Source organism: Pseudomonas sp. IPO3774 (genome assembly GCF_013386835.1).
In the GTDB taxonomy this organism is placed as follows: Bacteria; Pseudomonadota; Gammaproteobacteria; order Pseudomonadales; family Pseudomonadaceae; genus Aquipseudomonas.
Genome location: NZ_JACAQY010000013.1, coordinates 399,921 through 413,077, shown reverse-complemented (window position 1 = coordinate 413,077; position 13,157 = coordinate 399,921). Strand labels below are relative to the sequence as shown.

At 56.9% G+C, this 13,157-nt stretch carries 14 protein-coding genes; 12 read left to right on the top strand and 2 right to left on the bottom strand.

Translation table 11 applies throughout. The annotated features are described in order from the left end of the window. Positions 1–62: 62 nt before the first annotated feature. Positions 63–1,007 (bottom strand): FecR domain-containing protein, encoded by a 945-nt coding sequence (locus tag HYE77_RS07880; RefSeq protein WP_087694576.1) that lies wholly within the window; start codon positions 1,005–1,007, stop codon positions 63–65. Continuing rightward, positions 1,007–1,513, bottom strand: coding sequence for a sigma-70 family RNA polymerase sigma factor (locus HYE77_RS07875; RefSeq protein WP_008439546.1), 507 nt, complete (start codon positions 1,511–1,513; stop codon positions 1,007–1,009). The genes HYE77_RS07880 and HYE77_RS07875 overlap by 1 nt, the downstream gene beginning before the upstream one ends. A gap of 575 nt (positions 1,514–2,088) precedes the next feature. Between HYE77_RS07875 and mnmG the strand changes: the two genes are divergently transcribed. The 12 genes from mnmG (at position 2,089) to atpD (ending at position 13,113) form a co-directional block, all read left to right on the top strand. Continuing rightward, positions 2,089–3,981, top strand: coding sequence for a tRNA uridine-5-carboxymethylaminomethyl(34) synthesis enzyme MnmG (gene mnmG / locus HYE77_RS07870; protein WP_003213563.1), 1,893 nt, complete (start codon positions 2,089–2,091; stop codon positions 3,979–3,981). After that, positions 3,978–4,622: a 16S rRNA (guanine(527)-N(7))-methyltransferase RsmG gene (rsmG, locus tag HYE77_RS07865; protein ID WP_003213561.1), complete on the top strand. Its 645-nt coding sequence runs from the start codon at positions 3,978–3,980 to the stop codon at positions 4,620–4,622. The genes mnmG and rsmG overlap by 4 nt, the downstream gene beginning before the upstream one ends. Positions 4,623–4,640: 18 nt before the next feature. After that, positions 4,641–5,438: a ParA family protein gene (locus tag HYE77_RS07860; RefSeq protein WP_003213559.1), complete on the top strand. Its 798-nt coding sequence runs from the start codon at positions 4,641–4,643 to the stop codon at positions 5,436–5,438. A 9-nt stretch (positions 5,439–5,447) separates the two neighbouring features. Continuing rightward, the gene (locus tag HYE77_RS07855) at positions 5,448–6,320 is read left to right on the top strand and encodes a ParB/RepB/Spo0J family partition protein (protein ID WP_063033750.1); all 873 of its coding nucleotides are present in this window, start codon (positions 5,448–5,450) and stop codon (positions 6,318–6,320) included. A 148-nt stretch (positions 6,321–6,468) separates the two neighbouring features. Then, positions 6,469–6,876, top strand: coding sequence for a F0F1 ATP synthase subunit I (locus tag HYE77_RS07850; protein WP_003213556.1), 408 nt, complete (start codon positions 6,469–6,471; stop codon positions 6,874–6,876). Positions 6,877–6,892: 16 nt separating this feature from the next. Then, entirely contained in the window at positions 6,893–7,762 is an 870-nt protein-coding gene (gene atpB, locus HYE77_RS07845; RefSeq protein WP_003213554.1) for a F0F1 ATP synthase subunit A, read from the top strand. Positions 7,763–7,895: 133 nt separating this feature from the next. Continuing rightward, positions 7,896–8,153: a F0F1 ATP synthase subunit C gene (atpE, locus tag HYE77_RS07840; RefSeq protein ID WP_002555987.1), complete on the top strand. Its 258-nt coding sequence runs from the start codon at positions 7,896–7,898 to the stop codon at positions 8,151–8,153. 56 nt (positions 8,154–8,209) lie between these two features. Beyond that, complete coding sequence (locus tag HYE77_RS07835; protein ID WP_008439543.1) at positions 8,210–8,680, top strand: F0F1 ATP synthase subunit B; 471 nt, start codon at positions 8,210–8,212, stop codon at positions 8,678–8,680. Positions 8,681–8,692: 12 nt separating this feature from the next. Beyond that, on the top strand, positions 8,693–9,229 hold the full coding sequence (locus tag HYE77_RS07830) for a F0F1 ATP synthase subunit delta (RefSeq protein ID WP_003213551.1): 537 nt from the start codon (positions 8,693–8,695) through the stop codon (positions 9,227–9,229). A 21-nt stretch (positions 9,230–9,250) separates the two neighbouring features. Further along, positions 9,251–10,795, top strand: a complete 1,545-nt coding sequence (gene atpA / locus HYE77_RS07825; protein ID WP_003213549.1) for a F0F1 ATP synthase subunit alpha — start codon at positions 9,251–9,253, stop codon at positions 10,793–10,795. Positions 10,796–10,845: 50 nt separating this feature from the next. After that, positions 10,846–11,706, top strand: coding sequence for a F0F1 ATP synthase subunit gamma (gene atpG, locus HYE77_RS07820; RefSeq protein WP_003213547.1), 861 nt, complete (start codon positions 10,846–10,848; stop codon positions 11,704–11,706). 27 nt (positions 11,707–11,733) lie between these two features. Then, positions 11,734–13,113: a F0F1 ATP synthase subunit beta gene (gene atpD, locus HYE77_RS07815; protein WP_003213545.1), complete on the top strand. Its 1,380-nt coding sequence runs from the start codon at positions 11,734–11,736 to the stop codon at positions 13,111–13,113. The last annotated feature ends 44 nt before the right edge of the window (positions 13,114–13,157 follow it).

Below are 13,157 nucleotides of genomic sequence, written 5' to 3'. Positions count from 1 at the left end.
TTACCTGTAGGGCCGCGCCAGGTAAAAAAAAGATAACCCCCGCTGAGAGTATTTTTTCAGTATCAAGCTGTAAGCGTGACGGAGACCCAATAGCGCGTGAAATACTTCACGTGGATCGGCAGCGTGACCTGCAGGTTGGCCAATACGGCGTCGGTGGAATCCAGACGGAAAGTGCCGGACACCCGCAGCCGCGCTGATGCGGCATCGCACTGCATAACGCCCGGCCGATAGCGCGCCAGTTCGTCGATGACATCCCCCAGTCGCGCATCCAGAACGATCAGTTGGCCGTCGACCCATGCGGCTTGGTTCCCGCGATAGATATGGCTGGGGCCTACATCTTGCGTGCCGAAGTCGACACTTTCACCAGGTCCGAGCACTCGGCTATGGGCCGGCTGGTCGACGGGTTGCACGCTGACCCGGTCTTCCAGCACACCAACCCGCGTCGACCCTTGCAGTTGGCGAACAGTGAACCGCGTACCCAAGGCTTGAACACGACCCTCATGGGTTTCGACATAAAACGGTGTTTGCCGGCCCGACTTTCCGGTGTGGATAAGTACTTCCCCCTCACGCAAACGGACCAGTCGCTGCTGCCCATCGAAAAGTACGTCGATAGCCGTGTTCGTATTGAGGTCAATTTGAGTGCCGTCGGCCAACCCGATTCGACGTCGTTCGCCGACCTTGGTCCGATAGTCAGCCCAGAGGTTGCCCAGGGACGTGTGTTGTTGAACGTTCCACCCCAAGTACCCGGCGGCACCGAGCATCAGCATCAGCTTGAGCACTTGCCGCCGTTGTTGACTGGCCGAGAGCGCACGACGGGTGAAGTCCTTGGGTAGCGCACCGAGGCCACGTTGCAACTGCTCCATCTGGTTCCAGGCCGCCTGATGGGAGGGATCGCCGTTGAGCCATTGCTGCCAGGCACTTTGTTGCGCGGGTGTCGGTGGCTGCGATTGAAATTGCACGTACCAACTGGCGGCGGCTTCGAACGTCTTGCGATCCGGGGCAGCCATTACATGCCCGCCATGATCAAGGCGCATTCAGTCAGGGCCCGAACCATATGTTTCTTGACGGTGGTCAGCGAGACACGCAACTGATCGGCGATCTGTTGATAAGTCAGGCCTTCGACCTGGGACAGCATGAAAATTCGCCTGGCCCGCTCCCCCAGCCCACACAAGGCTTTATCCACAGCAACGAGGGTTTCAATGATGATGGCCTTGTCTTCTTCACTGATTGCGATCGCTTCGGGCCGGTCTGCCAGGGTTTGCAGATAGGCCTGCTCAATGGCGCGGCGGCGATAGCGATCAATCACCAGTCCCCGGGCAACTGTGGCCAGATAGTCCCTGGGCTCGAGGATCTGCGTCGCATTGCGGCCGCCCAGGATCCGCACGAACGTATCGTGTGCCACGTCAGCTGCATCGCAGGCGTTATGCAACTTTCCCTTGAGCCAGCTGTGCAACCACGAATGGTGCTGCTCATAGATGTGTTGGACTGCAACGGTATGCGAAGGAAGGGCCATGAGAGGTGACGAGGCAGGTTAATGATAATAACTATTATTAACTGCCGTGACGCTTTCTCACAATAGGCGTTCCATCAACCCGTTTCACAAATGCAAATGAACTGTTTCCTGCCTGACCGAGGATTTTCGGAGCCTGAAACTTATCGGGATCCGTATTTTCTGTGGATTAAGCCCTGTGAATAACCGCCCCTGTGCCCAGTTGATAATCAGGCTTGAAACCTGAGTAAAAACCCCTCTGTGGATAACCACCCGTTTAATCCACAGGCTTAAAGCACTTATCCAAGGGCCTCATTGGCACCTAACCACAGACTTTTGAATCTCTGTACATAAAGTAAATAAAGGCCTGTAGAGATTTATCCACAGAAACATGCCTCAGTAGAAATAAACATAAAAACAAAGATTTAATAAATTTCTCTCTTTTAATTTCTATTGTTCGTGATTCATCCACAGCTGGTTAAATTTTGTGCAAAGGGTTCTTTAGGAAGGGCGAAGTCCCTATACTTGCCGACTCGTTCGAAAACCTGATCTCGAACGCTCATTCCTAATTACCTACAGAAGCAGGCACGAGGTGCGTGGTGGATTTCCCTTCCCGTTTTGAAGTGATCGTCATCGGCGGCGGTCATGCCGGTACCGAGGCAGCACTGGCGTCAGCACGCATGGGGGCAAAAACCCTGTTGCTGACGCATAACGTGGAAACCCTCGGCGCCATGAGCTGCAACCCCGCGATTGGCGGGATTGGCAAAAGCCATCTGGTCAAGGAAATCGATGCCCTCGGCGGCGCGATGGCCATGGCTACCGACAAAGGTGGTATTCAATTTCGCGTACTGAACAGTCGCAAAGGCCCGGCCGTACGAGCCACACGTGCTCAAGCCGACCGCATCCTGTACAAGGCCGCTGTCCGCGAAACCCTGGAAAACCAGCCGAACCTGTGGATATTTCAACAGGCAGCCGATGACCTGATCGTCGAACAAGACCAGGTACGCGGTGTCGTCACGCAAATGGGCCTGCGTTTCTTCGCAGAATCCGTGGTGTTGACCACCGGTACCTTCCTCGGCGGACTTATCCACATCGGTATGCAGAACTATTCCGGTGGCCGCGCCGGTGATCCACCGTCAATCGCCTTGGCTCAGCGCCTTCGCGAACTGCCACTGCGTGTTGGTCGCCTGAAAACCGGCACGCCGCCGCGAATTGATGGCCGGTCTGTGGATTTCTCGGTGATGACCGAGCAAGCCGGCGATACACCGATTCCGGTGATGTCGTTCATGGGCTCCAAGGAACAGCATCCGAAGCAGGTCAGTTGCTGGATTACCCATACCAACGCCCGCACCCACGAAATCATTGCTGCGAACCTCGACCGTTCGCCGATGTATTCCGGGGTGATCGAAGGTATTGGCCCGCGCTACTGCCCGTCGATCGAAGACAAGATCCACCGCTTTGCCGACAAGGAAAGCCACCAGGTTTTTATCGAACCGGAAGGTCTGACTACCCACGAGCTGTACCCGAACGGGATTTCAACTTCCTTGCCGTTCGACGTGCAAATCCAGATCGTGCAGTCGATTCGCGGTATGGAAAATGCGCACATCGTGCGTCCTGGCTACGCCATCGAGTACGACTACTTCGACCCGCGTGACCTGAAATACAGCCTGGAAACCAAGGTCATCGGCGGTTTGTTCTTTGCAGGGCAAATCAACGGCACCACCGGTTACGAAGAAGCCGGCGCCCAGGGTTTGCTGGCCGGAACCAACGCGGCACTGCGTGCACAGGGCAAAGACAGCTGGTGCCCGCGTCGCGATGAGGCGTACATCGGTGTGTTGGTCGACGACCTGATCACCCTCGGAACCCAGGAACCGTACCGGATGTTTACGTCCCGGGCCGAATACCGCCTGATCCTGCGGGAAGACAACGCCGACCTGCGCTTGACCGAAAAAGGTCGCGAATTGGGCCTGGTCGACGACGTGCGTTGGGCGGCCTTCTGCAAAAAACGCGAAAGTATCGAGTTGGAAGAGCAACGCCTGAAAAGTACTTGGGTTCGCCCGGGCACCGAGCAAGGCGACGCGATTGCCGAAAAATTCGGCACGCCGCTGACTCACGAATACAACTTGCTGAACCTGCTGTCCCGGCCGGAAATCGACTACGCTGGTCTGATCTCGGTCACCGGCGGTGGCGCAGAAGATCCACAGGTTGCCGAGCAGGTCGAAATCAAGACCAAATACGCCGGTTACATTGACCGTCAGCAGGATGAGATCGCTCGTCTGCGGGCCAGCGAAGACACCAAGCTGCCTGTGGATATCGATTACACAAACATTTCCGGGCTGTCGAAAGAGATCCAAGGCAAGCTTGGGATAACTCGACCGGAGACCCTGGGCCAGGCGTCCCGTATTCCGGGCGTCACGCCGGCAGCCATTTCGCTGTTGATGATTCATTTGAAAAAACGCGGCGCGGGCCGTCAGTTGGAGCAAAGCGCTTGAGTTCGTTGGTCACCTCGCAACACGCCGAAGAGTTATCCACAGGTGCTCGCCAGCTTGGCGTCAACCTGACCGAAGCCCAGCACGAGTTGCTGCTGGGTTATCTGGCCCTGTTGATCAAATGGAATAAGGCTTACAACCTCACTGCGGTGCGTGACCCGGACGAAATGGTCTCCCGCCATCTGCTCGACAGTCTCAGTGTGATGCCGTTTATCGAAAACGGCCGCTGGCTCGACGTTGGCAGCGGCGGCGGCATGCCCGGCATCCCGCTGGCGATCCTGTTTCCGGAGTCGCAAGTGACCTGCCTGGACAGCAACGGCAAGAAAACCCGCTTCCTGACCCAGGTCAAACTCGAACTCAAGCTGGATAACCTGCAAGTTATCCACAGTCGCGTCGAAGCCTTTACGCCTGAACAGCCTTTCAACGGAATTGTTTCCCGGGCGTTCAGCAGCATGGAGAACTTCAGCAACTGGACCCGCCACCTCGGCGACCGCGATACCCGTTGGCTGGCAATGAAGGGCGTTCATCCAAGCGACGAGCTGTTAGCATTGCCGGCAGACTTCCACCTCGATAGCGAACACGCCTTGGCCGTACCCGGTTGCCAAGGCCAACGCCATCTGCTGATACTGCGCCGCACGGCATGATTGGGAACACAAGCAAGAATGGCTAAGGTATTCGCGATAGCGAACCAGAAAGGTGGCGTGGGCAAAACCACCACCTGCATCAACCTCGCAGCATCCCTGGTCGCTACCAAGCGTCGGGTGCTGTTGATCGATCTCGATCCACAGGGCAACGCCACCATGGGTAGCGGTGTGGATAAACACGGCCTGGAAAACTCGGTCTACGACTTGCTGATTGGCGAGTGCGACCTGGCCCAGGCCATGCACTTCTCCGAGCACGGCGGTTATCAACTGCTGCCTGCCAACCGCGATTTGACCGCGGCGGAAGTGGTGCTGCTGGAAATGCAGATGAAAGAAAGCCGTCTGCGCAGCGCTCTGGCGCCGATTCGCGAGAATTACGACTACATTTTGATCGACTGCCCGCCGTCGCTGTCGATGCTGACGTTGAACGCACTGGTTGCGGCCGACGGGGTGATTATCCCCATGCAGTGCGAGTACTTCGCGCTCGAAGGCTTGAGCGACCTTGTGGATAACATCAAGCGTATCGCCGAGTTGCTCAACCCGAACCTGCAAATCGAAGGCCTGCTGCGGACCATGTATGACCCGCGCCTGAGCCTGATGAACGATGTGTCGGCACAGCTCAAGGAACACTTCGGCGATCAGCTCTACGACACCGTGATTCCACGCAACATCCGCCTGGCCGAAGCGCCAAGCTATGGCATGCCCGCGCTGGCGTACGACAAGTCTTCCCGCGGCGCCATTGCCTATCTGGCGCTGGCCGGCGAGATGGTTCGCCGTCAACGCCGCAATTCACGCACCGCTGCAGCCCAGCCAACTTAAGGAATCCCCATGGCCGTCAAGAAACGAGGTCTCGGACGTGGACTGGATGCACTGCTGAGTGGTCCGACTGTCACTTCGCTTGAAGAACAGGCAGTGCAGGCCGACGAGCGCGAGCTGCAGCACCTGCCGCTGGACCTGATCCAGCGCGGCAAATACCAGCCGCGCCGGGACATGGACCCGCAGGCGCTGGAGGAATTGGCGAATTCGATCAAGGCCCAGGGCGTGATGCAGCCGATCGTGGTGCGCCCGATTGGTGCAGGCCGCTTTGAAATCATCGCCGGCGAGCGCCGCTGGCGCGCCAGCCAGCAGGCCGGCAAGGAAACCATTCCGGCAATGGTGCGCGATGTGCCGGATGAAACCGCCATCGCCATGGCGTTGATCGAGAACATCCAGCGTGAAGACCTCAATCCGATCGAGGAAGCGATCGCCCTGCAGCGTTTGCAGCAGGAATTCAAACTGACTCAGCAGGAAGTCGCGGATGCGGTGGGCAAGTCCCGGGTTACCGTGTCCAACCTGTTGCGCCTGATCGCGCTGCCGGAAGTCATCAAAACCATGCTTTCCCATGGCGACCTGGAAATGGGTCATGCCCGTGCTTTGCTCGGTTTGCCGGAAAATCAACAGGTTGAGGGGGCGCGACACGTTGTCGCACGAGGCCTCACCGTTCGTCAGACCGAGGCCCTGGTTCGCCAGTGGCTCAGTGGCAAACCTGCACCGGTCGAAACCGCCAAACCTGATCCGGATATTGCACGCCTGGAGCAGCGCCTGGCCGAACGCCTAGGCTCTGCGGTGCAAATTCGTCATGGCAAGAAAGGCAAAGGGCAATTGGTCATCGGATATAACTCATTGGATGAGCTTCAGGGCGTCCTTGCCCACATCCGCTGAAACAATTGCTTCTGTAGCGCGCAGTCGGAAATCACTACCCGGCAGTTGAATAGGGGCAGAACCGCCCCTATACTCTGCGCGCATTTTGTCGGCACAAATTATGCCAAGTTATTGATTTCCGGCAGCCGACCATTGAGGAGCAAGAGTGATGGAAACCCGCACGCCAAACACGTTGCCGTTCCATCGCTTGGCCGTTTTCCCGGTTTTAGTGGCTCAATTTGTCATTTTACTGATCGCCTCTTTGGCGCTCTGGTATTGGTATGGAGTCGTAGCCGGATACTCGGGACTCTGCGGAGGCCTGATAGCCTTGCTGCCCAATATGTATTTTGCTCACAGGGCCTTTCGGTTTTCCGGCGCCCGAGCAGCCCAGGCTATCGTCCGGTCTTTTTATGCCGGCGAAGCGGGGAAATTGATTTTGACGGCAGTGCTGTTTGCACTGACCTTTGCAGGTGTGAAGCCATTGGCGCCGCTGGCTGTATTCGGCGTCTTCGTGTTGACCCAACTGGTCAGCTGGTTCGCTCCCCTGCTAATGAAAACAAGACTTTCGAAACCTTAGGGCGTTTGAGGCAACCATGGCAGAAACAACCGCTTCGGGCTATATCCAGCACCACTTGCAGAACCTGACCTTCGGTCAGCTTCCCAACGGCGGCTGGGGCTTTGCCCACTCCGCAGCAGAAGCCAAAGAAATGGGCTTCTGGGCATTCCACCTGGATACTCTGGGCTGGTCTGTCGCATTGGGCCTGATCTTCGTCCTGATTTTCCGCATGGCGGCAAAGAAGGCGACTTCCGGTCAGCCAGGTGCTTTGCAGAACTTCGTTGAAGTATTGGTCGAATTCGTCGATGGCAGCGTGCGGGACAGCTTCCATGGTCGTAGCGCGGTGATTGCACCGTTGGCACTGACCATCTTCGTCTGGGTGTTCCTGATGAACGCCGTCGACCTGATCCCGGTCGACTGGATTCCTCAGCTGGCCATCCTGATCTCCGGCGATCACCACATTCCATTCCGTGCGGTTTCGACCACGGACCCTAACGCCACCCTGGGCATGGCCCTGTCGGTGTTCGCGTTGATCATTTTCTACAGCATCAAGATCAAGGGCATCGGCGGCTTCATCGGCGAACTGACCCTGCACCCGTTCGGCAGCAAGAACATCTTCGTTCAAGCGCTGCTGATCCCGGTGAACTTCCTGCTGGAGTTCGTGACCCTGGTCGCCAAGCCGATTTCCCTGGCCCTGCGACTGTTCGGCAACATGTATGCCGGCGAGCTGGTGTTCATTCTGATCGCTGTGATGTTCGGCAGTGGTCTGCTCTGGCTTAGCGGCCTGGGCATTGTTCTGCAGTGGGCGTGGGCTGTGTTCCACATCCTGATCATCACCCTGCAGGCGTTTATCTTCATGATGCTGACCATCGTCTACCTGTCGATGGCGCACGAAGAGAACCATTAAGACCAGTCTCGACTAGTCTGATGTCCCTCCCGGTCAAACGGGAGGGTAGCCCTGAAGGGCTATGAAACGATTTGTTTTACCGCTTTAAAATCTAAAAAACCTAAACCATACGACGTAAAAGTCGGGAGGAAAGATGGAAACTGTAGTTGGTCTAACCGCTATCGCTGTTGCACTGTTGATCGGCCTGGGCGCCCTGGGTACTGCCATTGGTTTCGGCCTGCTGGGCGGCAAGTTCCTGGAAGGCGCAGCGCGTCAGCCAGAAATGGTTCCAATGCTGCAAGTTAAAATGTTCATCGTCGCCGGCCTGCTCGACGCCGTGACCATGATCGGTGTTGGTATCGCTCTGTTCTTCACCTTCGCGAACCCCTTCGTTGGTCAACTCGCCGGTTAATCACTCGTTTTTTCGAGTGATTGGTGTGTTGTGCAACGAACGAGCGAGGTATTGGCGTGAACATTAATGCAACCATTATTGGTCAGTCCTTAGCGTTCTTGATTTTTGTAGTTTTCTGCATGAAGTTCGTATGGCCTCCGGTCATCGCGGCTTTGCACGAACGTCAGAAGAAGATCGCAGACGGACTGGACGCTGCCGCACGAGCAGCTCGCGACCTGGAGTTGGCCCAAGATAAAGCGGGTCAACAACTGCGCGAAGCGAAAGCTCAGGCAGCTGAAATCATTGAGCAAGCCAAGAAACGCGGTAACCAGATCGTTGAAGAGGCTGTTGAAAAAGCCCGTATCGACGCTGACCGTGTGAAGGTTCAGGCTCAAGCCGAGATCGAGCAGGAACTGAACGGTGTCAAAGATGCGCTGCGTGCCCAACTGGGTGCTCTGGCCGTCGGCGGTGCTGAGAAGATCCTGGGTGCCACAATCGATCAAAACGCGCACGCGGAGCTGGTAAACAAACTGGCTGCTGAAATTTAAGCGAGGGCGATCATGGCAGAATTGACCACGTTGGCCCGACCTTACGCTAAGGCAGCCTTCGAGCACGCCCAGGCCCACCAGCAGCTGGCCTCTTGGTCAGCCATGCTCGGCCTGGCTGCAGCAGTGTCGCAAGACGACACCATGCAGCGCGTGCTCAAGGCCCCGCGACTGACGAGCGCAGACAAGGCCGCCACGTTTATTGACGTGTGCGGCGACAAGTTTGATGTAAAAGTGCAGAACTTCATCCACGTCGTTGCCGAAAACGACCGTCTCCCGCTTCTGCCGGAGATCGCCGCTCTGTTTGACCTGTACAAGGCCGAACAAGAGAAATCGGTAGATGTTGAAGTGACCAGTGCTTTTGCATTGAACCAAGAACAGCAAGACAAACTCGCCAAGGTTCTCAGTGCACGACTCGACCGGGAAGTGCGCCTGCAAGTTGCGGAGGATGCCACCCTGATTGGTGGTGTCATCATTCGCGCCGGCGACCTGGTTATCGATGGCTCGATTCGCGGCAAACTCGCGAATCTTGCCGAAGCATTGAAATCTTGAGTTTGAAGGGGCAGCAGAGCAATGCAGCAACTCAATCCTTCCGAAATAAGTGAAATTATCAAGGGCCGCATCGACAAGCTCGATGTGACCTCCCAAGCCCGTAACGAAGGCACTGTCGTCAGCGTATCTGACGGCATCGTGCGGATTCACGGTCTGGCCGACGTAATGTACGGCGAGATGATCGAGTTTCCGGGCGGCGTCTACGGTATGGCCCTCAACCTGGAGCAAGACTCTGTAGGTGCCGTTGTATTGGGCTCCTACCAGACTCTTGCCGAAGGCATGAGCGCCAAGTGCACAGGCCGCATCCTGGAAGTTCCGGTTGGTAAGGAACTGCTGGGTCGCGTTGTCGACGCACTGGGTAACCCAGTTGACGGCAAAGGTCCGCTGAACAACACCGAGACCGATGCGGTCGAGAAAGTTGCTCCAGGCGTGATCTGGCGTAAGTCGGTAGACCAGCCTGTACAGACTGGCTACAAGGCTGTCGATGCCATGATTCCTGTCGGCCGTGGCCAGCGTGAGCTGATCATCGGTGACCGTCAGATCGGTAAAACCGCTCTGGCGATCGACGCGATCATCAACCAGAAAGACAGCGGGATTTTCTGCGTCTACGTAGCCATCGGTCAGAAACAATCGACCATCGCCAACGTGGTTCGCAAGCTGGAAGAAAACGGCGCCCTGGCTAACACCATCGTCGTGGCCGCCAGTGCTTCGGAATCCGCTGCACTTCAGTTCCTGGCACCGTACTCCGGTTGCACCATGGGCGAATACTTCCGCGACCGCGGTGAAGACGCGCTGATCGTTTATGACGATCTGTCCAAGCAAGCAGTGGCTTACCGCCAGATTTCCCTGCTGCTGCGCCGTCCACCAGGCCGTGAAGCTTACCCAGGCGACGTGTTCTATCTCCACTCCCGTCTGCTGGAGCGCGCATCCCGCGTTTCGGAAGAATACGTAGAGAAGTTCACCAACGGCGCAGTGACCGGCAAAACCGGTTCCCTGACCGCACTGCCGATCATCGAAACCCAGGCTGGCGACGTTTCCGCGTTCGTTCCGACCAACGTGATTTCCATCACCGACGGTCAGATCTTCCTGGAATCGGCCATGTTCAACTCCGGGATCCGTCCTGCAGTGAACGCCGGTGTTTCGGTATCCCGTGTGGGTGGTGCCGCTCAGACCAAGATCATCAAGAAGCTCTCCGGTGGTATCCGTACCGCTCTGGCTCAGTACCGTGAACTGGCGGCATTCGCCCAGTTCGCTTCTGACCTGGACGAAGCGACCCGTAAGCAACTTGAGCATGGTCAGCGCGTTACCGAGCTGATGAAGCAGAAGCAATACGCACCAATGTCGATCGCTGACATGGCGCTGTCGCTGTATGCCGCTGAGCGTGGGTTCCTGACCGACGTTGAAATCACCAAGGTCGGCAGCTTCGAACAAGCGCTGATTGCTTACTTCAACCGCGATCACGCCGAATTGATGGCGAAGATCAACGTGAAGGGTGACTTCAATGACGACATCGACGCTGGCATCAAAGCCGGTATCGAGAAGTTCAAGGCCACCCAAACCTGGTAAGCCGCAGCGGGGGCCGCGAGGCTCCCGCTTGCTAACCTGATAGGTGTTACATGGCAGGCGCAAAAGAGATTCGCAGTAAGATTGCGAGCATCAAAAGCACGCAAAAGATCACCAGCGCCATGGAAAAAGTGGCGGTCAGCAAAATGCGCAAGGCACAAATGCGCATGGCTGCTAGCCGTCCCTACGCGGAGCGTATCCGCCAGGTTATTGGTCATCTGGCCAACGCCAACCCGGAATATCGCCACCCGTTCATGATCGATCGCGAAGTAAAGCGCGTCGGTTATGTCGTGGTGAGCAGTGACCGTGGTTTGTGCGGTGGTTTGAATACCAACCTGTTCAAGGCCCTGGTCAAGGACATGGCGGTAAACCGCGAAAAAGGCGTCGAGATCGATCTGTGTGTGGTCGGTAGCAAGGGTGCGGCCTTTTTCCGCAACTTCGGCGGTAACGTCGTTGCAGCTATCAGCCACCTGGGTGAAGAACCGTCGATCAATGATTTGATCGGCAGCGTCAAGGTGATGCTGGATGCATACCTGGAAGGCCGGATTGACCGCCTCTCCGTGGTATCCAACAAGTTCATCAACACCATGACGCAACAGCCTACTGTGGAGCAGTTGATTCCATTGGTGGCCGCCCCGGAACAAGAACTCAAGCACCACTGGGACTACCTCTACGAACCAGACGCCAAAGAGCTGCTTGACGGCTTGATGGTGCGCTACGTGGAGTCGCAGGTGTACCAGGCGGTGGTCGAGAACAACGCGGCTGAACAAGCTGCGCGGATGATCGCGATGAAGAACGCTACCGACAACGCCGGTGATTTGATCAGCGATTTGCAGCTGATCTACAACAAGGCGCGTCAGGCTGCGATCACCCAAGAGATCTCGGAAATCGTCGGCGGCGCTGCCGCGGTTTAACGGTTCAAATATTCAGAGGATCCAGCTATGAGTAGCGGACGTATCGTTCAAATCATCGGCGCCGTTATCGACGTGGAATTCCCACGCGACAGCGTACCGAGCATCTACAACGCTTTGAAAGTCAAAAGCGATGCAGGCACCACCCTGGAAGTTCAGCAGCAGCTGGGCGACGGCGTGGTTCGTACCATTGCAATGGGTTCCACCGAAGGCTTGAAGCGCGGTCTGGAAGTCACTGACTCTGGCGCAGCCATCTCCGTACCGGTCGGTAAAGCGACCCTGGGCCGGATCATGGACGTCCTCGGTAACCCGATCGACGAAGCCGGTCCAATCGACACCGAAGAGCGCTGGGGCATTCACCGTCCTGCGCCTTCCTTCGCGGAACAAGCAGGCGGCAACGACCTGCTGGAAACCGGCATCAAGGTTATCGACTTGGTTTGCCCGTTCGCCAAGGGCGGTAAAGTCGGTCTGTTCGGTGGTGCCGGTGTAGGCAAAACCGTAAACATGATGGAACTGATCCGTAACATCGCCATCGAGCACAGCGGTTATTCCGTGTTCGCCGGTGTGGGTGAGCGTACTCGTGAGGGTAACGACTTCTACCACGAGATGAAGGATTCCAACGTTCTGGACAAAGTGGCACTGGTTTACGGTCAGATGAACGAGCCGCCGGGTAACCGTCTGCGCGTAGCACTGACCGGCCTGACCATGGCCGAGAAGTTCCGTGACGAAGGTAACGACGTTCTGCTGTTCGTCGACAACATCTACCGTTACACCCTGGCCGGTACTGAAGTATCCGCACTGCTGGGCCGTATGCCTTCCGCAGTAGGTTACCAGCCGACCCTGGCCGAAGAGATGGGTACTCTGCAAGAGCGTATCACTTCGACCAAAAACGGTTCGATCACCTCGATCCAAGCGGTATACGTACCTGCGGATGACTTGACTGACCCGTCGCCAGCGACCACGTTCGCCCACTTGGACGCCACCGTCGTACTGTCCCGTGACATCGCCTCCCTGGGTATCTACCCAGCGGTCGATCCACTGGACTCGACTTCGCGCCAGCTGGACCCGAACGTCATCGGCCAGGAACACTACGACACCGCTCGCGGCGTCCAGTACGTTCTGCAGCGTTACAAAGAACTGAAGGACATCATTGCGATCCTGGGTATGGACGAGCTGTCGGAAACCGACAAGCAGTTGGTATCCCGCGCTCGTAAGATCCAGCGCTTCTTGTCGCAGCCGTTCTTCGTGGCTGAAGTCTTCACCGGTGCCTCGGGTAAATACGTTTCCCTGAAAGACACCATTGCTGGCTTCAAAGGCATCCTCAACGGTGACTACGACCACCTGCCAGAACAAGCGTTCTACATGGTCGGCGGCATCGAAGAAGCGATCGAGAAAGCCAAGAAACTGTAATTCCGGCGCCCGGTAACGGGCGCTAATCAGGTTGAGGCAAGCAG